Origin of the sequence: Thermocaproicibacter melissae, from assembly GCF_024498295.1 — a bacterium.
GTDB classification, from domain to species: domain Bacteria; phylum Bacillota; class Clostridia; order Oscillospirales; family Acutalibacteraceae; genus Thermocaproicibacter; species Thermocaproicibacter melissae.
On sequence record NZ_CP101827.1, the window covers coordinates 212,040 to 236,046 of the forward strand.

Genomic DNA, 24,007 nt, shown 5'->3' on the forward strand with positions numbered 1-24,007 from the left:
CTGTTACATAATTTCATAGATATTAGACGTATTTATCGTCGGTAACTTCAGACGAAACTGCTGCTTTTGCCTGAGGCTCCTTGGTTTCAGGTTTTTCAGCAGGTTTCTCTTTCGCCTCTTCTTTCTGTTTTGTCTCTACCATCTTAATGGAAGCAAGAGCAGTCTTGAGAACCTTAGCCTGCGCTGCAAGCTCTTGGCTTGCGGCCGCGCTCTGTTCTGCCGTAGCCGAGTTCGTTTGAACCACCGCAGAAATCTGCTGCAGACCCTGGGTAATCTGGCCGATAGAAGCAGCCTGCTGGTTTGAAGCGCTGGCGATTTCGTTCACCAGTTTATTGGAAACGTCGGAAGCCTCTTCCACTTCTTTCAGGGTCTTCTCAGCAATCTGTGCAATCTTCTGTCCTTCTTCAACCGCCTGGATTGCCTGTTCAATCAGTTGCGTTGTATCCTTTGCAGCTTCTGCACTCTTGCTTGCAAGGTTACGGACTTCATCGGCAACAACAGCAAAGCCTTTGCCTGCCGCACCGGCGCGTGCCGCTTCTACTGCGGCATTCAAAGCAAGGATGTTGGTCTGGAAGGCGATGTCGTCGATGGTCTTGATGATTTTGCTGATCTTATTGGAAGCATCGCTGATCTCGCCCATTGCCCGAATCATGTCCTGCATGTTCTGGCTTGCTTCGGTAATCTTCTGCTCAGCAAGGGATGAAGCTTGGTCGGCATTTGCCGCGTTGGAGGCATTGTTGCGGGCGTGGGTTGAAATCTCGCTCACGGTCGCAGAAAGCTCCTGAATGGCGCTTGCCTGCTCCGTAGCGCCCTGAGCCAGTGCCTGAGAGGCACTTGCAACCTGTTCCGAACTGCTTGCCGTCTGCTCCGCGGCGGCCTTGATGCGCGTGAACACATCGTTCATGCGAGCCTTCATCGTTTCGACCGCTTCGCCAATGGCCTTCCAGTCGCCGATGAGGTCAGCCTTCAAGCTTACGGTCAAATCGCCCTCTGACATTTTCTTGAACACATTGACAAGATCTGCCGATATGTTATTGAGCTGATTGGAGAAATCAATCAGAGCGTTGATTGTTTCGTCCTCTGAGTTTGTCTCTGTGTCAATAAAATCAAACTGACCCTGCTTGAGTTCCTGAATATCCTCGGCAATTTTCTTTACATAGGTAGATTGCCTTTTAACGAATCTTGCCAGGAAGAAAATTCCCAGTGCTAAAACAACAATTAGATAGACTAAAGACACAATAGACGCATTAGCAAAGAACTTGCCGAGTTGTTCCGGGTTGCCTCCCATTGTAAAAGAACAGACAACCAAAGCTACCAAAGGCAGCAGCATCAGCACAACCAAAAAGATTCCAAAGAATAAAAATTTTTTAATCTCGCGTTTGTTTTTCTTATTGTTCATAATCCTCAATACTCCTCTTCCTGAATTTCAGTTTTCAGAATCATCTTTCTCTTCCTGAAGCGCTGTTTCCGTCACCTGCTTAAATTCACTCTCCGTCAGGATTTTGGAAAGGTCGAGGATCAGGACTACCTTATCGTTCACCTGCCCGATACCAGTCAGATAATGGTTGGTAACTTCTTTCGAGACTCTTGGTGCGGGGGTAATGTCCTCTGGGTCGATGGTAGTAACCTGATCGACCGTGTCAACAATAAACCCCATGTAGGTATCCTGGATGTTTGTTACAATAATGCAGGTATTGTCGGTGTACTCAACTTCCGGCTTCTTGAGACGGATTCTCATGTCAATCACCGGAATGATGTTACCACGCAGATTGATGACTCCCTTTGCATAGTTCGGGAAATCGGGAAGGGGAGTAATCTCCTGCATGCTGATAATCTGAACGACATCGGAGATAGGAATTCCATAAAGCTCGCTGGCCGTCCAGAATGTTAGGTACCTCTGTTCTCCTTCTGCAGATTTCTGCTCTTGGGTTTCTTCTATCATTTCCGGCTGTTCCAATTCTTTTCACCTCATTTGTTATTTCAGCGTCCGCCGGAATCTATGTGATTCTGCGTAGTGTTTCCGGCACGGCGCACTTCTTCCGTGTATTGCTTCATCATATGGATCTGTTCACGTTGACAATCAAATAAGTATTTACAGAGAATATCAAACTGCTTTCCAGAATTATCAAGGTATTCGCACCCATAGCCGTTCATTGTGCCAAGCTCCACAGAACTTTTTCGCACAACCTTGCACAGCAGCGACACCACCGTGTCGTAAATGCTCAGGTTCACAATCAGCTGATCACCAACTGACAACTCCAACCCACTGACAAAGAACAGACCGCTCAGGCTGATGTCTCGTACTACAATGCGCTCAGGTTTACGGGCGGGCTTGGTTTCGTTCTCAGCTTCCGTAACAGGTGGGACGAGAATGGCTTCCGCCACCGTGTCTACCTTGACCCGGAAGAAATTTCGCTTTTCATAGTCCATAGCATTCTGCAGGTCCACCACACGCAGCATGGAATCCGTGGAAAGATACACTTTACCAACTAGGGTCTGAAACCCGAGTCTACTGTTCATCATGCTGATCTTTACTACCGTATTGCAGTGAATAATCGGCATTCGGTCTGTGGATTCGATCTGGATTCCGTCCTCCGTAAAGCTGCTGATGTAACCCATTAAAAACAACGAGTTTTTCATGGAACGGACTTCGCACGGCGAATGCAGATACTGTTCTGAAATTGGAAGCATTTAAGCCTCCCCTCCCCAAAAAAAGTAAGGAGAAAATTAATTTCCTTGAGCCTTTTCCTGGACAGAGGCATCCACTGCGCTGTCGGTCTTTTCAGCGGCTTTTACGCTGTCTCTGGAGTGATGGGTCAAGACCTTTGCAATATCGAGAAGCATAGCGGTCTCATTCTCGCTGAGCGTTACCATGCCGCAAACAAAATTCTTGCTTACTGCATTTTTCCCGATGGCATTTCTTCCGAAGAATTTCGGCGAATCACTGATTTGCGCCGAGGAAACGTCAAGAACATCCCTCACGGAATCCACAATCAAGCCCACCGTCATGTCTTTCTTTTCTACAATGACGATGCTGGTGCGCGTGTCGTAAGGAACTTCTTCCTTTTGAAAACGCAGGCGCATATCAATGACGGGAACCACTTTCCCGCGAAGATTGATGACGCCCTTTACATAGGCAACCGTATTCGGAATGTATGTAATAGGCTGCATTCGGATGATTTCAACCACTTCGGAAGTGGGAATGGTGAAAAGCTGACCGTCTATGAAAAAAGTCAGATATTTCTCGGTATGCAGGTCGGCAGCCACTGCATTTTCTCTACGCATTTCTTTCAACGTCTTCATTCATTTCACCTTTTTCTACTTAGAAATAACGAAAGAAATAACTATGATTTTCGTAACGGGAACGGAAGATGGCCTCACAATATGTTTACTTAAATATATCGGTTCAGGGACGGATTTCTTTAGCATTTTCTGGGAGATTTATTGGATTTTCGTCGACTTTTGTCGAGCCTTCTTCCGGAGGCTTTTCCGCAGGGGATCCACGCACGACTTTACCGTTTTGGTCCACGCGGAAACCGAGGAAATAAACGTAGATATCCACCACGGCGCGGTAAAGCTCGGGCGGAATCTCCGTGTCACACTGAAGCTGGGAAAGAAGCGTCGCAAGCGAACTGTCCCGGAAAACAGGGACACCGTTTTTTTCGGCGATGTCGATAATCGTCTGGGCAATATGCCCCGAACCCGAGGCTACGACAACCGGCGCGGAATCCGTTCCGTTATCGCTGTATTTCAGCGCAGCAGCCTTTTGCAGCCGTTCAAACTGTGACATCGACAGACCTCCTTCTTTCCTTGACTTTCTGAAGGATAATATCCGGAATCTGCGGCTTGCTCTGTGCCGAAGAAACCCGAACTTCTTCGGGTTCCAAGCCGTTCCGCCTCAGAATGGAAGAGATGCTGTTGCGGATTTCTGAGTTGAAGCTACGGAAGGTCGGAGGACATGCGAGCTTCATGTTGACCTGCTTTCCCATCAAGCTCACCGAAGCCTCAAACAGGCCGAGATCCTGAATTTCGAACGAAAGATAGATGTTCTTTGGCCCTGTTACCGCTCTTCTTTGCCCTTTTCCGGCTGTGTCCGGGTCGGTCTTTTCAATCCACATCTGGGCAAACAGGAAACGTCCGTCAATCTGCGCAGGCAGAACCAAATGAACAAACGGCATAAAGACGCTGCTGTCCAGCAAAAGCGACCGCGTAATGTCGTGGAGAACGGTGCGGTCGATTCCCTCCGCCGCCTTTCCCGTCGCGGATAGCAGCGAGGTCAGCTTGCTGAGAAACGCTTCCTTTTTGCTGTCGTTTGTCTCGGAAAGCTCTGCGGCAAAAAAGGCTCGCAACATATTGAGCGTCATCTGCGGCAGGTTCAGTGTGTCCCTGCAGTAGACATACAGCTCGTTGAATTTCGCATTGAGGTTCGCGCGCGTGCTCTCGTTGAGAATTGCCGTGTTGTTCAGCAGCATGGAGATGGTGTCGCGCGGCTTTCCGATCTCGTTCGTCTTTGCGGCGTATTCGCCGAGCAGCGGAATAATCTTTTGTTTCAAAACAGCAAGATCGGCGTCCGTGTCGCCGGTCAGTTCCGCAATTAACGGCACAAGCCGCTTCGCGAACGGAAGCGGAATGGTGTATTTCAGCTGTTCAAGGTTTCTGTGAATGGCTGCGCGGGTTCCAGCGGCATTCTGCACGCCGCTGTATGCCTTCAGAAAATTCGCAACGTGAAGGTCGAACTGCGGGTCGGCTTCCTGTGCGGAAAGCTGGTCAAGGAACCGGAACAAAGGACCGGTGAACAGGGTCGAGTCTTTGCTTTGTGCCCTGACTTCCTCCATCATTCCGTCCGCGTCTGTGGCGAGCGCGGAAACAAGTGCCTTCATCGGTTCGGGAATGTTCTGCTCGAAATCAGATATTCCGGCCTGCGAGGCATACTGCGCCGCTGCTGCGTCACCCAGAAGCCGCATGAGGGTCTGGTCAAGGCCGGGTGTTTGTTCCAACTGGCGAAGGAACTGGTTGAAAACAGAACCACTCAGGAGCAGGTCGGCTGACTGCAAGTTCGGCTCAGTGGTGTTTCCGGTCTTCGGCACCCGGTTCGCCTCTACCGCTTGGTTGGGCCTTGCTATTTCATTCAGAGTATTAACCGGCGTAGTAATCCGCAGGTTATCCGGCATGCGCTTTCCCCCTTCTTTCTTCCCTAAGAATGATATTATGATCCAAAGTGACAGAAACAGACAAAATTTTCTAAAAAATCGACTTCACTCGCCGATATATAATGATATAATAATATTATCACAGATAAACTATAATTGTGTTATCTGCACAAGTCAAGCCGCTAGATGACATAAAATCGAGTGGGAGTGATAGATATGGATAACGGAACAGATTCTATGCTGGATGTCTTCTTATTTGAAAATGACGATCTACTGGAGCATCTGGATGATATTCTGCTTGCATGTGAAAAAAACAAAGCATTTGACCAAGACAGTATCAACGAGATCTTCCGGATCATGCATACCATTAAAGGTTCTTCTGCCATGATGCAGTTCAACAGCCTGACTGTTATCGCTCATAAGATGGAAGATCTTTTTGCCGTCGTCCGCGAAAAGGGTGTGGCAAAAGAGTACATAGAGCCCCTCATCGACATGATGTTCCGCGCCGGAGACTTCCTCAAAAGCGAAATGGACAAGGTTCGCTCCGGCCAGCCTCTTACTACTGATATCGGCAATTTGGAGCAGGAAATTAACGATTTTCTGCAAAAGATTTCAGGCGCTGCGCCTTCTCCGGAAGCCGCACCTACAGCAGCTCCCGCGGCCTCTTCTTCCGCTGTTGCCGCGCCAGCTGCCCCTGCTGACCTCGCTGCTGCGGGCGACCTTCTGAACGCGGAAACGCAAAAAGGATTCCCATACGCCGCGCGTGTGTTTTTGGATGAAGAAGCGCAGATGGACAACCTGCGCGCATTTATGCTCACAGGGGAGCTCCGCGACGTTGTTCCGGAGTTTGACTATTCTCCGAAAGACATCGACACCAACCCGGCAACGGCCGCTGTGATTGTGCGCGACGGATTCTTTCTCTTCTTCCGCACCGAAGCAGACCTCAAGAAGGCTGTTCCGGTCATTGAGAATTTCACCTACACCAAGAGCTACAGCGAGATCATCCCGCCTGCGGCTCAAAAGAAAACAGAGGGGCCGGCTGCTCCCGCCGCCAATGCGACACGGACTGAGCAGCAGCATACCCCTGTCAAGCAAAGCCTCATTAACGTGAACCTCTCAAAGCTCGACACTCTCATGGACCTCATGGGCGAGATTGTTATTACCGAGTCGATGGTTACTTCCAACCCTGCCCTGCAGGCTGCGGGACTTGACAACAACTTTGCAAAAGCCACTCGGCAGCTGCGCAAGCTGACCGATGAGCTTCAGGAAATTGTCATGTCCATCCGCATGGTTCCGATTTCCACGGTGTTCCAGAAGATGAACCGCGTCGTGCGCGACATGAACAAAAAGCTCGGTAAGAACGCCAAACTCGTGCTTGTGGGCGAGGAAACTGAAGTGGACAAAACCATCGTCGACAGCATTTCTGACCCAATCATGCACTTGGTCCGCAACTCCATGGACCACGGCATCGAAACCCCAGAGGAGCGTCGGCGCGCCGGCAAGCCGGAAGAAGGCACGGTTACGCTCACGGCGCAGAACACGGGCGGCGATATTCTCATCAGCGTGGAAGACGACGGCCAAGGCATCGACTGCGCCAAGGTGCTCAGCAAAGCTGAGAAAAAAGGCCTTCTTACTAAGCCGGCCAGTGAATACTCCGAACAGGAAATCTTCCAGTTCCTGCTTATGCCGGGCTTCTCAACGAACGACGTTGTTACGGAATTCTCCGGCCGCGGCGTAGGCATGGACGTCGTTAAGGATAATGTTGAAAAAATTGGCGGCGAAGTGACAATCACCAGCACCCCCGGAAAGGGCACAAAGACGACTTTCAAGATTCCGCTGACGCTCGCTATTATCAACGGCATGAAGGTTTCTGTCGGTGACACCATGTTCACGATTCCAATTAAGAACATTCTGCAGTCTTTCAAAGCAACGAAAGAAAGCATTATGTATGACACCGACATGCGCGAGATTATCAAAGTACGCGAGAAATATTATCCGCTCATCCGCCTGCACAAGGCTTACAATCTCGACACAAAAGTTACCGATATTGAAGACGGCATCGTCATCCTCGTGGGTGCGCACGACACTTCGTTCTGCATTTTCGCCGATGCGCTGCTCGGGGAACATCAGGTCGTTGTCAAGAGCCTGCCTACTTACCTGCAGCAGTTCCGTGCCCGCAAATCCGGCATTGACGGCTGCGCAATTCTCGGTGACGGCAGCATCAGCCTGATTCTCAATGTACAAAACCTTTACAGAAATTGATAAATCCAGAAATAATTAAACCGTTTTTTCGGGAATCGAAAGGTCGACTTTCACAGCATGATCCAGCTTACCGATGACGAATTTTCTTGGCTTGTCACCTATATCCGTAATAATTACGGAATCGACCTGAGCAAAAAAAGACTGTTGATTGAGGCAAGGATGTATTCCGTCCTTGTAAAGCATGATTTCACGAGTTTTTCCCAGTATTTTTCGTACCTAAAGCAAAACGAAAATGAACTCAACACACTTCTGAACAAACTGACAACCAACCACACCTACTTTATGCGTGAGCCGAGGCATTTCGACTTCCTGCGCGAGGTCATTCTTCCTCAGCAGCTCAAAGAAAACCGTGAGCACTCCCTGCGCATTTGGAGTGCCGGCTGCTCCACGGGTGAAGAAGCCTACACGGCCGTTATGACCATGAAGGACTTCTTCCGGCAGTCTCCCGGGTGGGACACCCGCATTTTGGCAACGGACATTTCAACAAAGGTCCTCGCCGAAGCCCAGCAAAGGGTTTACTCCGCAGAGGACCTTCAAAATCTGCCGGAAAGCTGGAAGCGCCTTTACTTTACTCAGTCCGATGACGTCTTTCTGCTGAAGGATGAAATCCGCCGCGAAGTAATCTTCCGCAGGCTAAACCTGATGGAGGATTTCCATTTTCAGCGGCCGTTCGACCTCATTTTCTGCAGGAACGTCATGATCTATTTCACCAAAGAAGCGAAAGACAGTCTAATCCGCAAATTCTGCAACATGCTCAAACCAGGCGGCTACCTCTTTATCGGCCATTCGGAAAATATTCAAAACGAAGTTCCAGACCTCCACTACGTTGAACCGTCTATTTACCAGAAAGGACGGCTTGATGCGAAGAGATGATCCACAAGAGTACAAGAATTCTCGTTTTGAGTGATTCCGTAATATTTCGGGACATCATCCGGCAAGTGGTAAAAGATGATAGCTCCCTTGAAATTTTGCCAGACAACTTCATGCAGGAATCTCCTGAGCAAATTGCGTCGAAAACCCGTCCTGATGTCATCGTCCTCAGTGAGAACCCGGGAATGAATTGGAAACTTGCAGACCTTCTGGACCGCTTGCAGCCGTGCGAAGAGACGAATTTTGCACCATGCATCGTCATCGGCGAAGGCTCCCCTGAAACCGTGCAGACCGTGGGAATCCACGATGCGGAATTCATTCGTCTGCCGACGTATCCGAATTCCGCGGCCTTAAATGCGTTTTCCAAGGAATTTTGCACGATTGTGAAGCTGGCTGCCGCTGCTGCGGTCAGCATGCGTATTACGTCCACGAAAGTGACTGCCGCACAGCCTGCCGCAGCGACTGCGACTTCAAACGGAAAATTTAAATACAACGTCATTGCCATCGGAGCTTCCACAGGAGGAACCGAGGCTACGGCGTCGATTCTGGAAAAGTTGCCCGCCACGATGCCGGGAATCGTAATTACCCAGCACATGCCGCAGGATTTCACGAAAATGTATGCCGAGCGCCTGAACCGCATTTCAAAACTCAGAATTTCGGAGGCAAAAGACGGCGACCGAGTTCTTCCCGGAACTGCGCTTGTTGCCCCCGGCGGCATGCAGATGTCCCTCAAAAAAGACGCGAACGGGTATTATGTGCGCTGTGCGCCGGGCGAAAAAGTTAACGGGCACTGCCCTTCCGTCGGCGTTCTGTTCGATTCCGCCGCAAAATGCGCCGGGAAGGATGCCATCGGCGTTATCCTTACGGGCATGGGGCAGGATGGAGCACATGAGCTTCTACACATGCGCGAAGCGGGAGCATTTACCATCGGGCAGGACCGCGATTCCTGCGTCGTCTACGGCATGCCGATGGTTGCATACAATATAGGAGCCGTCATGCAGCAGCTTCCTCTCGACCGAATTGCCGAGACGCTGATTCGGCGGATTTCTGAGAAATAATTGTGAGACCAAACCCGTAAAAACGGATATTCAACAAAAATACCTCCTGATGTGGAAAACTGAACGATACTCCACAAACGAGCAGTGAAAAAACCTCCTGTTGTAGTATGGGAACTGCAACAGGAGGTACTTTTATGCCAAAAAATGGATACCTGCATTATTTGTCACGGATACCAGCCGAGATGCTTTGTCGATTCAACAAGAATCCAATCGAAATCCCCCTAATTCAGAATTACTGCATTAGGGGGATTTTGTTGTTTGTTTTTTCTATTTGATGAAGCGACAAAATCTTTGCAAAATCAGTTTGCCTTTTTCTGTGCTTTGCGCACAATCACGAGCACCGCGCATGCGGAACCGGAAATCAGCAGGCAAAGAAGGAACGGGAACATGTCGGAAGTATCTCCGGTCTTGGGGCTGTTCTGCGAGCTGCCCGAAGAGGCGGCTGCGGAAGAAGCACTTGCGCTGCTTGAGCCGGAGTTGGCACTCGAGCTAGCACCGGAACTTGAGCTTGAGCTGGACTCGGGCCCTGAACTCGAGGGTTCTTCTGCCTTGACAAGGACCAAGTTGCCGAAGCCAGAGGTATCCATGTAAGAAGAACCGGAGGGGTCACACCAAGTAACAACACCTGTGCGAGTACCGGATTCGTCGCCGTCGTTCACCTGAGCGTCGAAGCCGATGAGTGTACCGGCTTTCGGGACAAGTTCTGTCCACGGAATCGCCATCTCTACCAGATAACCGCCCGAAATGACCGTTGCCGCGGATTTGAAGCCGGCCTGCGGCGTGCTGCTGCCGAAGCTCTGCAGGTTCTTGAAGTTCACGCGGTACTGGCCGTCGTCGGTTTCATACGAAGAAGTCTTGTGGTTGTTCTGGTCCACAAAGATCTCGACGGAATCCTGCTCCCACTCGTTCGCGCTCTTGTCGCTCAGAACCGGGTCGGTCACAGTGGCAAGAATGTAGAGGTTCTTTTCGTCCCACATGGTCTTAACCTTTGCGGTTGCGCCGGAAGTTCCGGTGACCCATGTGCCGGTGGTGATTTCTTTTGCGTTCGCCCAAATGTCGTCTACGGTACCGTCAATGCTCGGAGTTCCGTAAACGCAGTCGGCGGTCATCGGTTCGCCCGCAAGGCTGAGGCTTCCGAGATTCGTGGCGTCGGAGCCAAGCAGATAGTCGTTCCAGACGGAAACAGACTCTACGGTGCCGCTGCCGCGGTCGTCATTTACCCGTACATCAAACCCGATGCTGTTGCCCTTCTGCGGTTTCAGCGAGGCAATCGGAATCGCGGCCTGAACGGTGTAGCCCTTGCTCGTGGAAGAGACATAAAGCGTCAAGTCTTTTCCGCTCTGAGCATCTTTCCTTGCCACACGATAGGTCTTGACCGTGCCGTTGTTGTCCACGAGGAATTCCACGCTGTCATTCTGAGCGACCGTGGAGTCTGCGACATCCGCGAAGAGATAGAGGTTCTGGTCGTCCCACATCGCTTTGACGGAAGCAGAAGCGCCGTCTACCCCTTTTGCGTAGGTGGAGGTGCTCAGTCCCTTGATGATGGACCAGGTGGAATCAACCGTGCTGCCGAGCTTCGGCGAGCCTTTATACGCCTTGCAGACCTGCGTGTCAAGCTGAGTCAGCTTCGAGGGGTCAACAATGGCCCAGTAGGCGGGTTTTGCCTGGTAGTTGTTGTCGAACAGAAGCGGGTAGGTGGTTTGGCGCCAAGAGGAAATGTCGGCGCTGCCCCAGATGGTAACAGCCTTAAGGATGCCTTTTTTACTTTCCAGTTCAAACAGATCGAAGAGTTCTTTGTAGCGCCTTGCCTGCAGCAGGCGGTTTGCCGCCGTGTTGGAGTCGATGCCCATGTCAAGCTCGGTAATCTGAATCGGCAGGCCGAGAGAACCGAGTTTTTCAATGGCGGCCTTGATGTTTTCGATGGACGGGCTGGTCGCGGTGATGTGCATTTGAATACCGATGCCGTCAATCGGAACGCCCTTTGCGAGCATGCGTTTCACAAGGTCATACATACCCTGCGTTTTCGCGTTGTTGTTCTCAAGGTTGTAGTCGTTGATGAACAGCTTCATGCTCGGGTCCGCTTCGTGTGCATAGCGGAACGCGTCTTCAATGTATTCCTCCCCGAGAATGGCGCCCCACATGTTGTAGTTGGCGGTGTCGTTCTTGTCGGCGGAAGCTTTGAGCCGGCCGTCTTCGGTGATCGGCTCATTCACAACGTCCCAGCAGTAGATGGGGTTATTTTTACCATATTTTGTCTTAAAGTGCTCCAGAACGGTTGTGATGTGCTTTTTCATCAAAGCACGAAGCTGTTCCTTCGTTGCGGTTTTCGTGCTGTCCGTCGGGTCCTGGAAGAACCAGTCCGGCGTCTGGTTGGCCCAGCAGAACGTGTGGCCGCGCATAATCATATTGTGGGCGATTGCGAAATCAACCAGCTGGTCTTGCTTTGTGAAATCCATTTTGTGGCTCGCATCATTCGGATCATAATAATAATCCGGCTTGAATTCGTTGCCAGGCGTGATGCTGTTGAAATGCTTCACAATCAGGTCCCCGTCGACCGTGCCGATTTGGTCGGTCTGCAGGCATGTGCCGATTGGGTACGATTTAATCACGTCTTTCAGCGACGGGATGTCCGTCTGAATCGACTTCGGTGACGCATTCTGGTCGATGATGGAGATGTCGTCAACATAGAAATTGGTCTCTTGCTTTGTTGCTTCTATGTAGAATGCCAATTCGTCCAGAGAGTTGGTGTCCGTCAGTGTGTAGGTGCCGGTAATGTTGGTCCATTTCGAGGCGGAAATCGGCTGCTGGTAAATAATGGAGTCGTACTGCTCAGATCCACCGGAATCCTTCCGCTTAATCGTGAGGCTTGCCGTGTCGCTTCCCGATTGCGCACGAATCCACACGGAAACTTCGTACGTGTGTCCGACTTCCATTTTGCCGAGAACATCCAGCTGAGGACCAGCCCAGTTTCCGGCCCGGTCGGTGACGAGCAAGCTATAGTTCCCTCCATGGGCTTGTTCGGTGGTAGGGGTGAGGGTGCAACTCCACATGTCGCTCCACCCTTCAGCGGTACCGTTTTCAAAGGTTCCGTTTGTTACGAGGTCGACGGCAGCAGTAGTAGCAGCTTTTGTACTGCAGTTGCCGAGTCCCATGGTACTCATGCACACAACGGCCGAAACAAACACGCTCAGTGCACGGGTACCGCACCGTTTGAATGGTGCCATTTTTTCATCCTCCTTCCAAATTACACAAAAAACGCAGGCTAGCGAAGATATTTTAGTGATGATTCTATGAAATGGCAATCGTGTAAAATATTGGATTTATGGGGGAAGATTATAGGATGATGTGCCTAATAATTACAAATATAACCATGTATAAACAAAATTGGACAGGCTGCGGACAAAATTTGACAAGCTCGGTATATTGGTGCAGCACAAGAAACCTAGGCCTCATCGCGGAACGGGCGATTTTACTTTGAGAGATTTTTCCGCTATAATGGGAGTACTTATGAAAAGGAGGATTGCCGCTTTTGCCTACAATTAATCTCGCTGCGCTTTCTTCTGGCGCTGTTTCGGTTTTGCTTTATGTGCTCCGCGTTGCCGTTGCGGTTCTTTGCATCTTAACGGCCGTGCGGTGCTTTACCTCCATGCGCCTTGGCAAGCGGCGCAAAACCCCCATTATGGTTCTGGAGGATATGACAACGCACCAACTTTTCCCCGTTTTTTACTGGGAAAACTCCATCGGGCGCAGCCGGAGTTGTGACATTGTGCTGCGTGACCAAACGGTAAGCCGCGCCCACGCTGTCCTCATGCGCCGAGAAAGCGGTTGGTTTCTTGTCGACACCAATTCAAAATCCGGCACTTATGTGGGCGGAAAACGGATTAAAGAACGCACGCCGGTTTTTCCGGGCGATGTTTTTGCTATGGGCTCCACAGTGGTGATGTTCAAGCGAGCCGACGATGTGGGCGTGGCCCCGCCTGCGCCCAGACGTCCGGCGGCTTCTCCGTTTTCACTGATGACAGCCGTGCTGATGACGCAGATTATGCTGATGCTTCAGGTTGGGTTTTCCGCCGGCAAACTCCAGCTGAAGCCGATGATTCCGCTAGCTGTTCTGATGCTATGTGAACTGATTTTCTATTTTTATTCCATTAAAATCATGGGGCACATCAGCTTTGAACTGGAAACCTTGGCGTTTCTCCTCTGCGGTGTGGGATTGGCGCTGCAGTCTGCCGCCGACCTGAAAAGCTCGATTACGCAGCTTGCAGCGATTGTGCTCGGCCTTGTCTTTTTCCGCTTTCTCATCTGGTTCCTCGGCGACATGGACCGCGTAACACGGTGGCGCTTGCAAATTGCTGCGCTTGCCATTTTGCTGTTTGCGGCAAACCTGCTGCTGGCGAAAAGCAGAAACGGCGCTCGGAACTGGATATCCATCGGCCCGGTTACGGTGCAGCCCTCCGAGTTTATCAAGGTTGCGTTTATCATTGTGGGTACTTCTACTTTGGACAGGCTGCAGACAACCAAGAACCTGACGGGGTTCATCGCCTTCTCTGGCGTTTGCATGGGCTCGCTTTTCCTCATGCGCGATTTCGGCACGGCCTGCATTTTCTTCGTCGGCTTCCTGATTATTGCATTCATGCGCTCCGGGAGCCTAAGAACCATTGCGCTTGCGTGCTCCGTCGCGGCATTCGGCGTGTTCCTGATTCTAAAATTCAAGCCGTATGTCGCGCAGCGATTTGAGGTCTGGCGCCATGTTTGGGAACACACGGGCGACGCGGGCTTTCAGCAGACGCGCGTGCTCAGCTATTCCGCCTCGGGCGGGCTGTTCGGCGTCGGCCTCGGGCGGGGGTGCCTCAAAGACGTCTTTGCCTCAACGAGCGACCTTGTCTTTGGCATGGTCTGTGAAGAGATGGGCCTTGTGATGGCGCTCACGGTTACTTTTGTGCTTGTGTTTCTCGCGCTTTACGCGCGCGGAGAAGCGACACGTAGCCGCTCGGCGCTGTATTCAATTGCGGCGTGTACGGCCGGCGGGCTGCTGCTGTTCCAAGCGTGCCTGAATGTATTCGGCGCAACGGACGTTCTGCCTCTGACCGGCGTGACGCTTCCGTTCATCAGCCTCGGCGGTTCGAGCATGGTAGCCTCATGGGGTATGCTTGCGTTTATAAAGGCGTGCGATGAACGAACTTATGCGGCAAGGAGGAGAAGAAGATGAAAACAACTGGAGCACGCTCCTTGATCCTTTTTCTGCTGGCCGCGGGTTTCTTCTTCGGGATGGGCGTCTTTCTCTACGGCCTTGTAACCGAAGGAGGCAAATGGGCGGTTCAGCCGTTCAATGGGCACATCTCCGGGAACTCGGTCTCCTCGAGCGAAGGGAGCATCTATGACCGCGATGGCAACGTCATTGCCCAGACGAAAGGTGGCAAGCGCGTTTACAGCAGCGATGTAAGCACCCGCCGTGCCTTGCTCCATGTTGTGGGCGACACCGATGGAAACATCTCTACCGGCGTGCAGTACTGCTATCGCTCGGAGCTTTCCGGCTACAATTTCATCACCGGCCTTGTTTCCCCGACCGGCAAAACCAACGGGTGCAGCATCCACCTTACCATAGACAGCGACCTGTGCCGCCTTGCCCGTGAAAAGCTGAACGGAAGAAACGGTGCCGCCGCACTTTACAACTACAAAACAGGCGAGCTTCTTTGCATGGTCAGCACGCCGGACTTTGACCCTGAAAACCCGCCGAAGGATATTGCCACAAACGAGAGTTACAGCGGCGCTTATCTCAACAAAGTACTCTCCTCAACCTTTACGCCGGGCTCTGTGTTCAAGCTCGTTACGTCCGCCGCCGCAATCGAGAATTTTCCGGATTTGGATTCCCGCACATGGGCCTGCAACGGCAGCGTTATCATCAACGGCAACAAAATCACCGATATGGGCTCCTACGGGACGCTGAATTTCAAGAAGGCGCTTGCGAAATCTTCCAACGTTGCGTTTGCGCAGATTGCCGTGGAGCTTGGCGCTTCTAAAATGACGGCGGCAGCGAACAAGATGGGCTTCAACAGCTCATTCTCTCTGGACGGAATTCCGACAGCGGCAGGCAGTTACGACGTCAGCGGCGCTTCGGCGGACGAACTCGGCTGGTCCGGCGTCGGGCAGTATACCGACCTTGCAAACCCGTTCCATTTGCTGGTGCTTATGGGTGCCATTGCGAACGGAGGTACGCCCGTTATGCCCTACATGGTGCAAAGCGTTGTCTCACCGGTCGGCATCCCGGTGAAGGTCGGCACGGCTCAAACCGGAAATGAAATGGTTAGCCCTACCACAGCGGCGCGTCTGCGCGAATATATGCGCTACAACGTTACCGATTCTTACGGCGACGATTTGTTCCCCGGTATGAACGTCTGCGCAAAGACGGGCACGGCCGAAGTCGGTGGCGGAAAAAAACCGAACTGCTGGATGGTCGGCTATTCGACGAACAACAGCACCCCCTATGCTTTTGTTGTGCTTGTAGAAGATTCTTCACAGACCAGTGTTGCCTCCGCAGGACGCATCGCCTCTGCACTGATGAAAAAGGCCGCATCAATCAAGTAAGCCAACTTCTATGCCCAGAAGGGGTGAAAATTAGGTTGCTTTCACTCTTTTCGGTATGGAATCAATGTGGTAAAATGAATAATACTGTAAGCCAATTTCATGAGACGAAGTGCTGTTAACACGGCGGAACGGGGGAAACACATGTCTGAAGTTATCCGGATATTTGTGGAAAAGAAACCTGGATTTAACGTGGAAGCGCGCCAAATCAGAACGGATTTGGTAGAAAATCTCGGTCTTGGTTCTGTGGAAGATGTCCGCATTGTCAACCGTTACGACATCGCGGGGCTGTCACGCAGTGAATTTGAAGCAGCCAAAGGCACCATTTTTTCTGAGCCGAATGTGGACAACGTCTATGAGGAAACATACCCGCTGCCGGAGGGTTATTCCGCCTTCGTGATGGAATACCTCCCCGGGCAGTATGATCAGCGCGCGGATTCTGCCGCTCAGTGCGTGCAGCTTCTTACGCGCGGAGAGCGCCCGCAAGTGCGCACCGCAAAGCTCGTGGCGATAAAGGGCAACCTGAAAGCAGGCAAGCTGGAAAAAATTGAAAACTACATAATCAACCCGGTGGAAAGCCGGCTTGCATCGTTTGAAAAGCCCGAAACGCTGACCGCACAGGCGGATGTGCCGCCCGATGTGCCAACTGTTTCGGGTTTTCTGACTCTTGAAGGGGAAGCACTTGCAAAGTACCATGACTCCATGGGCTTTGCCATGAGCCTTGAGGACCTTGCATTCTGCCGCGACTATTTCCGGGACACCGAGCACCGTGAGCCGACCGTGACGGAACTGCGTGTCATCGACACCTACTGGAGCGACCACTGCCGCCACACCACCTTTTTGACGCAGCTCGAAAAAATCACCGTGGAGAAATCGGCTGTGAGCGCCGCCATTGAGGACGCCCTCAAGGCATATTACAGCGCGCGCGAGGAAGTCTACGGCAAAAACACCGAGCGGCCGGTGTCGCTCATGGATATGGCGACCATCGGCGCAAAGCTGCTCCGCCGGCGCGGTAAAATACCGGATTTGGACGAAAGCAAGGAAATCAACGCCTGTTCTGTGGAAGTGCCGGTTACCGTAGACGGTGAAACGCAGACATGGCTCGTGCAGTTTAAGAACGAAACCCACAACCACCCGACGGAAATCGAACCGTTCGGCGGCGCTGCTACCTGCCTCGGCGGTGCCATCCGCGACCCCCTTTCCGGAAGGGCTTACGTTTACCAGGCAATGCGCGTCACCGGTTCCGGCGACCCGCGCGTGCCGCTGGAAAAGACGCTCAAGGGCAAACTGCCGACCCGCAAGATTACAACCGGCGCGGCACAGGGTTACAGCTCCTACGGCAACCAGATCGGCCTTGCGACCGGCCAGGTGACGGAAATCTATGACCCGGGCTATGTGGCGAAGCGCATGGAAATCGGCGCAGTCATCGGAGCGGTGCCGAAGAAGAACGTGGTGCGTGAAGATCCTCAGCCTGGCGACGTGGTCGTCCTTCTGGGCGGCGCTACGGGACGCGACGGCTGCGGCGGAGCGACCGGTTCCTCCAAGGCCCACACCACACAATCCATTGAAGTCTGCGGCGCAGAAGTGCAGAAGGGCAATCCGCCCACGGAACGCAAGATTCAGCGCCTGTTCCGCAATCCGGAGGCGGTAAGGCTCATCAAGCGCTGCAACGACTTCGGCGCGGGCGGTGTAAGCGTCGCCATCGGCGAGCTGGCCGACGGACTGGACATCAACCTCGACGCCGTACCGAAAAAATATGAAGGCCTTGACGGCACGGAGCTTGCCATCTCCGAATCGCAGGAGCGCATGGCCGTTGTGCTTGCGCCCGGCGACGTGGAAAAGTTTATCCGTGCGGCGCGGGAAGAAAACCTCGACGCGACGGTGGTAGCCGTTGTCACCGAGGAACCCCGCCTGAAAATGAGATGGCGCGGAAAGACCATTGTAAACATCACACGCGCGTTTCTGAACACAAACGGCGTGACGCAGCACGCGGAAGCCGTCATTTCCGCCGTGGATCCGGAGAAAAATTACCGCGAGCACGCGCCGGAATGCCTGCGCGGCCTACCGCTCGGCGAGGCGTTCCGCAAAAACCTCGCCCGTCTCGAGGTTTGCGGTCAGCGCGGCCTTGCGGAACGCTTTGACTCGACCATCGGTGCTGCAACCGTTCTGATGCCGTTTGCGGGAAAATACCAGCTCACGCCGGAAGAGGCGATGGTTGCTAAACTGCCGGTCGGCACGGGAGAAACAGACGATGCAACTGCCATGAGCTACGGCTTTATTCCCGGAATTTCGCGTTTTTCGCCGTTCCACGGTGCTGCCTACGCAGTTGTGGAAAGCCTTTCAAAGCTCGCCGCCGTCGGTGCGGACCCGCTGACGAGCCGTCTGACTTTCCAAGAGTACTTTGAGCGCATGACAGACGACCCCAAACGCTGGGGCAAGCCGGCCGCTGCCCTGCTGGGTGCGCTTTCGGCACAGCTCGGCCTCGGTGTTCCGTCAATCGGCGGAAAAGACAGCATGAGCGGCACATTTGAAAACCTCGATGTTCCGCCGACGCTCGTGAGCTTTGCCGTCGCCATGACAAAGGCGAGCCGTACGATTTCGGCTGCGTTCCGCGCACCGGGGCGCAGGGTGGTTCTTTTCCCGATTCCGGAGGATTCCTCCACAAAAATGCCGAACTGGCCTGCTTTGGAGCAGTATTACCGCTGCTTCGTCAACATGACGCAGAGCGGCCACGTTACGGCGGCTTCCGTCGTGCGGGAAGGCGGCGTTGCGGCTGCCGTGGCGCGCATGACGTTCGGCAACCGCATCGGATTCCGGTTCAACCCGGCGGTTTTGAATGAAGATTTCCTTTTTGCCCCCGCTTCCGGCGCAATCATCGCCGCTTTGGACGACAGCGCCGTGGACGGAGGACTGGCTTATATTTCCCTCGGCGAAACGATTGCGGAGCCGCAGATTGAGCTTGGCAGAGAGACTCTGCCGCTTGACGAGCTGATTGCCGCTTGGGACGGAACGCTGGAGAAGATTTTCCCAACCAAGGCGGAAAGCATTCCGGTGGAAGATGTTCCGCTCTATACCCAGCGCAGCTCCAAAGCCCCTTCCATTAAAACCGCAAAGCCGCGGGTGTTTATTCCGGCCTTCCCCGGAACAAACTGCGAGGACGACTCAGCGCGCGCGTTTGAACGCGCCGGCGCCGAGACGGATGTCCTTGTGGTGAAGAACCTTTCCCCGGCGGATATTGAGGAAACCATTGAGCGCATGGCAAAGGCAATTGCAAAAGCGCAAATTATCATGCTGCCGGGCGGATTTTCCGGCGGCGATGAGCCGGATGGCTCCGGCAAATTCATCGCCACGACCTTCCGCAGCCCCAAAGTAGCCGAGCAGGTTGCGAAACTACTCGAAGAACGGGACGGCTTGATTCTCGGTATCTGCAACGGCTTCCAAGCACTCATCAAGCTCGGACTTCTTCCTTACGGAACAATCATGCCGCTGAGTGAAAATGCACCGACGCTGACATTCAACACGCTGGGCCGCCATGTTTCGCGCATGGTCTATACCCGCGTCACCTCGGTCAAATCGCCGTGGCTGGCGGGCGTCGGGGCCGGCGACGTGTTTGCGGTGCCGGTGTCTCATGGTGAAGGCCGCTTCGTTGCGGATGACAAGACGCTGAATCTCCTTGCCGCAAACGGCCAAATCGCCACGCAGTACTGCACGCCGGAAGGCGAGCCGAGCGGCGACATTGCTTGGAATCCGAACGGTTCCGTCTGGGCGATTGAGGGCATCACAAGCCCGGATGGGCGCATCTTCGGTAAGATGGGACATTCGGAACGCCGTGGGAACAATATCTGTAAAAACGTGCCCGGAGCAAAAGACCAAAAGATCTTTGAATCCGGAGTAAAATATTTTCTGTAAAAAAGCGGGAGTGTATATGAATTATCTCAGGCGCACCTGGGCAGAAATCGACCTGGACGCTGTGGAAAGCAATTATCGTGCAATTCGTTCATGCCTTCTCCCCGGGACGAAGGTATGCTGTGTGGTTAAAGCGGACGCCTACGGCCACGGAGCGGAACAGATTGCCGTTCTTTATGAAAAACTCGGTGCAGACTGGCTTGCCGTCTCAAATCTTGACGAGGCGGAACAGGTGCGCCGTGTCGGAGTACAGCTGCCGATTTTGATTCTCGGCTACACACAGCCCGACCGTGCAAAGGAGCTTGCGGAAAACCGCATTTCCCAAGCGGTCGTCGGCCCTGAGTTCGCGGCGGCACTTTCTGAGGAAGCGGTGAAAGCCGGCGTTACCGTAAACGTGCATATTCAGGTGGATACCGGAATGTCGCGCGTCGGCTTCTTTTACCAAAACCCCGCCCGTGACGTCGGTGCAATTGATGAGATGGAGCGGGCATGCCGTCTTCCGGGGCTGAATCCGGAGGGCATCTTCACACATTTCGCTTCGGCGGATGAGGGCGAAGCCGGCGCAGATTACACAAGGCGGCAGTTTGCTTGCTTTACCGGCGCCATTGAGCGTTTGGCGGAGCGCGGCGTGCGGTTTTCTTTGCGCCACTGCGCAAACTCCGCGGCTGTGTTTGATTACCCGGAAATGCAGCTTGACATGGTTCGCCCCGGCATTATTCTTTATGGAATGATGCCTTCAGGGAAGATTCAGAACAAGGTTCCGCTTACGCCGGTTATGTCGCTGAAAAGCACGGTGGCGTTGGTGAAATCCGTGCCTGCCGGAACGTGCGTGAGCTACGGCAGAAGGTTTACCTCCAGCCGTGAAACGCTTGTGGCGACGGTGCCCATCGGCTACGCAGACGGCTACCTGCGCCGGTACGGCGAGAACGCCTGCGCGCTTGTGCGCGGAAAGCGTGCCCCCGTCATCGGTCGCGTCTGCATGGACCAGCTGATGCTCGACGTTACGGATGTCCCCGATGTTCAGACCGGCGACACTGTGACCCTGATGGGCCGCGACGGAGAACAGGCTGTAACAGCCGATGAAATTGCGGAGCGCACCGGAACGATTAATTATGAAATTGTCTGCGGTGTTGCAACGCGTGTGCCGCGCGTGTTCAAAAAAGGCGGCAACGTTGTGGGCTGCCTCGATTACCTTCAGCGCGCCTGAATCCATACGTGTGCGAATTGACTTCTTCCGCGCGGTTGTTTTAAAATAAAAGGGATTATGGCAACTTTGTTGCAGGAGGGACTTGAAGTCATGCTGATTCGCAGGCCGGAGCCCAGCGACAAGCGGGTGATGACCGCCATGATGAAAGAGTTTTATAATACCGACGCCGTGCTGCATCCAGTGCCGGAAAGCAATTTTGATAAAACCTTTGACCTGCTGTTTATGGGCAGGCATTATGCCGATGCATTTTTGGCAGAAGAAAACGGGATGGCCGCTGGATATGCCTTACTTTCGCTCACATGGTCCAATGAAGCGGGCGGGCTGACGGTTTGGCTCGAGGAGATTTATGTTCGCCCCGAGTACCGCGGCATGGGAATCGGCAAAAGCCTGATTACCCGTGTGTTCCGGGAATATAAGGACAAGGCGGTACGCTTCCGTTTGGAGACGGAACCACTCAATAACGCGGCCCGGCGGCTTTACAAAAGCCTCGGCTTTCAGGAATTCCCCTACTACCAAATGGCCCTCGATATGTCCGCAAACAGGATATGAAATTACCGGAATTCTCAACCGAGTCACAAACGAATAAGCAAAAAACACCCCTGATGTAGTGGTCAAAGCACTACATCAGGGGTATTGCTATGCCAAAGTAAGATTCGGCGCGGAAATCATGCATTTGTAATTTGATGTCTTCTGAAAACGCGAATGGTAAGCAATAAAACAATGACAGATATTATAGCAAAAACAAAAATTTCCACAGGCAAATACAGTACCGGATACCCGAAGATGTTGTAGCTCTTATACTCCGTGAACAAGTCGCAAACACGAATCAATGTGCTGTAGTTAAAATCCTTAATCCATGCAAAAGGTGAGATTTGCCTCCTCACCAAAATGGTATAAGTAATAATCCTCCAGTCCGGGGTTTACCGGTACCGCTCCGCTAACGGGCATCTCATCGGAAACGATGCGAACCTCAAGGCCGTCACTTTGCCGCATAATGTTGCTAATAGTATAATGCTGCTTCATTTCCAAAAGGTCGGATTCCTGTATGCGCGCGCACCATACTTTCCCTTCAATCTCTTTTACTAACGCATCGGGTGGGGCTGCATCAAGCAGCGTACCCTTCTTCATTACAATTACTTCTTTTGCGATATACTCGATATCGGAAACAATGTGCGTGGAAAGCAGAACGATTCGGTCGGACGAAATCTCGGAAATCAGATTGCGGAAGCGGATGCGCTCGTTTGGGTCAAGCCCAGCAGTCGGTTCGTCAAGAACCAGAATATGCGGGTCATTCAGCAAAGACTGGGCAATGCCGAGGCGCTGCTTCATTCCTCCGGAAAATGTTTTTATTTTATTGTTTTTCATTTCTTTCAGATTGACGAATTCAAGAAGCTCATCAATTTTGCGTTCCGCCGTTTTCCGGTCAAGGCCTTTGAGCGCCGCAATATATAGGAGAAACCGGTGCGCCGTAAAGTTTTTATAGACGCCGAAATTCTGCGGAAGATAACCGAGCTTGTCCCGGTATTCCTCTCCCATGGTGCTTATGTCGTGCCCGTCGAACAAAATCCGGCCTTCCGTAGGTTGCAGCACGTCTACCAACATCCGCATCAAGGTGGATTTTCCGGAACCGTTCGGCCCAAGGAGGCCATAGACCCCCGGCCGAATGTCAATCGAAAAATCTCGCACGGCCCATTTGTCCTGATAGCGTTTTGATAGTCTCTCTAATGTCAATTCCATACTATAGCCTCCCGCTCAATTCCATACTGTTTTTTCAGAATGACTATTTCTCTGACAAACAGAGCAATTCCAAGGAGCAAAAGCATAACCCAAACCCATGCTTTCATGAACAGAAGTTTTTCAAATGTCTGCTTCTCCAGCGAAACAACAGCGGCGCATACAAACCAAAAAGACAGCGTTGCCGGCACAGCGTAAATGCTTTTGATTCTGGAGCAAAGCCAGAGCGCGGCACCGCCGGTTAAAAGCATTGGCAGCAGCCAAAAAAACGTGATTTTTCCGAATATCACGGCTGGCCTTAGGGACAAAATAGCCAAAGACAACCCGATGTTCAAGATGGTATTGTAGGCTCCTGCGACCCAAATTCGGGAAACCACGATTTCCTGCGGGGAAATCCGGCAGGAAAGCTCCAGTTCCAAAACACCTTCCTCACGCCCGCGGAAAACCTCCAGCAGGCTGAAAACAAACGGCAGCGGGGCAAGAATGAAAACGGTTTTATAGGCTTCTATCGGTGTGTTTACCGTGAGGATCAATCCAATTGCATAAATCACAGCGGAAATAACCCAAAAGGAAACGCTGGTAAAATTCATGCATACTGCCGTGCGATACAATAGGTTTTTTAGATTGGCAAAATGAGCTGCACGCTTTTTTGAGGGTACATACGGCCTTAAAGCCTCTATTGTTCGGTTTATTTCACTTTCATCGGGATAGAGAACATGATACTGCTGAAGTATGTAGTCGAGATCATCATCAAAAAATGGATTATTTTCGTATTTCCTCATAGCATTCACCTCCGAAAAGTGATTTCTTCAATTTCCCCACAGCCTGATGGATTCGAGATTTCACCGTAGCTTCGCACGTATCGGTGATTTCCGATATCTCGCGTATTTTGTACCCGTTGTAGTAAAAGAGGAGAATCGCTTCACGCTGTTCTTCCGGCAAATTCAATATGGCGTCGCGCACCTCGCGATATTCCAAGGAACGTTCAAAAACTCGGCGATTAATTCTTCATCCGTGGGCACTTTTTCACCTCCTCTAATCAATACAACGAGCGAAACAGCAAAAAGGTTTTATTCTGCTTATTTTCTTTGTTCCTCTAAGTCAATTTAAATGAAAAGAGAAAGTCACCGCAGACAGTTCTGCAGTGACCGAGGCTTTTGGAATATTTTTCAAGTACGCTTAACACAAAGATACGGCACTATGCCAATAATGTCAAGTTCAAGAAAAGGGGTACATTC

General features: G+C 52.2%; 18 protein-coding genes. 8 read left to right on the plus strand and 10 right to left on the minus strand.

All coding sequences use genetic code 11. The annotated features are described in order from the left end of the window. Positions 1–22: 22 nt before the first annotated feature. From NOG13_RS01100 to NOG13_RS01125, 6 genes are all read right to left on the minus strand, one after another. Complete coding sequence (locus NOG13_RS01100; RefSeq protein WP_283110478.1) at positions 23–1,399, minus strand: methyl-accepting chemotaxis protein; 1,377 nt, start codon at positions 1,397–1,399, stop codon at positions 23–25. A gap of 27 nt (positions 1,400–1,426) precedes the next feature. Next, the gene (locus NOG13_RS01105; protein WP_283110479.1) at positions 1,427–1,957 is read right to left on the minus strand and encodes a chemotaxis protein CheW; all 531 of its coding nucleotides are present in this window, start codon (positions 1,955–1,957) and stop codon (positions 1,427–1,429) included. Between the two features lie 23 nt (positions 1,958–1,980). After that, on the minus strand, positions 1,981–2,691 hold the full coding sequence (locus NOG13_RS01110) for a PilZ domain-containing protein (protein ID WP_283110480.1): 711 nt from the start codon (positions 2,689–2,691) through the stop codon (positions 1,981–1,983). A 36-nt stretch (positions 2,692–2,727) separates the two neighbouring features. After that, a complete protein-coding gene (locus NOG13_RS01115) occupies positions 2,728–3,303 on the minus strand; it encodes a chemotaxis protein CheW (protein ID WP_283110481.1) in 576 nt (191 codons plus the stop codon). A 103-nt stretch (positions 3,304–3,406) separates the two neighbouring features. Further along, entirely contained in the window at positions 3,407–3,790 is a 384-nt protein-coding gene (locus tag NOG13_RS01120; RefSeq protein WP_283110482.1) for an EscU/YscU/HrcU family type III secretion system export apparatus switch protein, read from the minus strand. After that, positions 3,777–5,171, minus strand: coding sequence for a hypothetical protein (locus NOG13_RS01125; protein ID WP_283110483.1), 1,395 nt, complete (start codon positions 5,169–5,171; stop codon positions 3,777–3,779). Before NOG13_RS01125 ends, NOG13_RS01120 begins: the two co-directional genes overlap by 14 nt. Before the next feature lie 195 nt (positions 5,172–5,366). Here NOG13_RS01125 and NOG13_RS01130 point away from each other — a divergent pair, with 195 nt between their 5' ends. The 3 genes from NOG13_RS01130 to NOG13_RS01140 all read left to right on the plus strand — a co-directional run bounded on the left by NOG13_RS01130 (position 5,367) and on the right by NOG13_RS01140 (position 9,340). Then, the gene (locus tag NOG13_RS01130; RefSeq protein WP_283110484.1) at positions 5,367–7,412 is read left to right on the plus strand and encodes a chemotaxis protein CheA; all 2,046 of its coding nucleotides are present in this window, start codon (positions 5,367–5,369) and stop codon (positions 7,410–7,412) included. 57 nt (positions 7,413–7,469) lie between these two features. After that, the gene (locus tag NOG13_RS01135; RefSeq protein ID WP_283110485.1) at positions 7,470–8,285 is read left to right on the plus strand and encodes a CheR family methyltransferase; all 816 of its coding nucleotides are present in this window, start codon (positions 7,470–7,472) and stop codon (positions 8,283–8,285) included. Positions 8,286–8,467: 182 nt separating this feature from the next. Continuing rightward, on the plus strand, positions 8,468–9,340 hold the full coding sequence (locus NOG13_RS01140; RefSeq protein WP_283110486.1) for a CheB methylesterase domain-containing protein: 873 nt from the start codon (positions 8,468–8,470) through the stop codon (positions 9,338–9,340). Positions 9,341–9,639: 299 nt separating this feature from the next. On the opposite strand, the gene NOG13_RS01145 is transcribed toward NOG13_RS01140, so the two are convergent. Further along, positions 9,640–12,564: an endo-1,4-beta-xylanase gene (locus tag NOG13_RS01145; protein ID WP_283110487.1), complete on the minus strand. Its 2,925-nt coding sequence runs from the start codon at positions 12,562–12,564 to the stop codon at positions 9,640–9,642. Between the two features lie 305 nt (positions 12,565–12,869). On the opposite strand from NOG13_RS01145, the gene NOG13_RS01150 reads away from it, so the two are divergent. From NOG13_RS01150 to NOG13_RS01170, 5 genes are all read left to right on the plus strand, one after another. After that, positions 12,870–14,549, plus strand: a complete 1,680-nt coding sequence (locus NOG13_RS01150; RefSeq protein WP_283110488.1) for an FtsW/RodA/SpoVE family cell cycle protein — start codon at positions 12,870–12,872, stop codon at positions 14,547–14,549. Then, positions 14,546–15,925 carry a penicillin-binding transpeptidase domain-containing protein gene (locus NOG13_RS01155; RefSeq protein WP_283110489.1) on the plus strand — a complete coding sequence of 460 codons (1,380 nt, stop codon included), beginning with the start codon at positions 14,546–14,548 and terminating at the stop codon, positions 15,923–15,925. Before NOG13_RS01150 ends, NOG13_RS01155 begins: the two co-directional genes overlap by 4 nt. A 141-nt stretch (positions 15,926–16,066) precedes the next feature. Continuing rightward, positions 16,067–19,831 carry a phosphoribosylformylglycinamidine synthase gene (locus tag NOG13_RS01160; RefSeq protein WP_283110490.1) on the plus strand — a complete coding sequence of 1,255 codons (3,765 nt, stop codon included), beginning with the start codon at positions 16,067–16,069 and terminating at the stop codon, positions 19,829–19,831. 16 nt (positions 19,832–19,847) lie between these two features. Then, complete coding sequence (alr, locus tag NOG13_RS01165; RefSeq protein ID WP_283110491.1) at positions 19,848–21,035, plus strand: alanine racemase; 1,188 nt, start codon at positions 19,848–19,850, stop codon at positions 21,033–21,035. A gap of 57 nt (positions 21,036–21,092) precedes the next feature. Next, positions 21,093–21,584, plus strand: coding sequence for a GNAT family N-acetyltransferase (locus tag NOG13_RS01170; protein WP_283110492.1), 492 nt, complete (start codon positions 21,093–21,095; stop codon positions 21,582–21,584). Between the two features lie 300 nt (positions 21,585–21,884). Here the strand turns inward: NOG13_RS01170 and NOG13_RS01175 are convergent, their stop codons facing one another. The 3 genes from NOG13_RS01175 to NOG13_RS09475 are packed head-to-tail and all read right to left on the minus strand — an operon-like array spanning position 21,885 to position 23,747. Then, complete coding sequence (locus NOG13_RS01175) at positions 21,885–22,772, minus strand: ABC transporter ATP-binding protein (RefSeq protein WP_283110493.1); 888 nt, start codon at positions 22,770–22,772, stop codon at positions 21,885–21,887. Beyond that, the gene (locus tag NOG13_RS01180) at positions 22,763–23,551 is read right to left on the minus strand and encodes a hypothetical protein (protein WP_283110494.1); all 789 of its coding nucleotides are present in this window, start codon (positions 23,549–23,551) and stop codon (positions 22,763–22,765) included. The genes NOG13_RS01175 and NOG13_RS01180 overlap by 10 nt, the downstream gene beginning before the upstream one ends. Then, entirely contained in the window at positions 23,532–23,747 is a 216-nt protein-coding gene (locus NOG13_RS09475; RefSeq protein ID WP_283110495.1) for an RNA polymerase sigma factor, read from the minus strand. The genes NOG13_RS01180 and NOG13_RS09475 overlap by 20 nt, the downstream gene beginning before the upstream one ends. Positions 23,748–24,007: the final 260 nt, after the last annotated feature.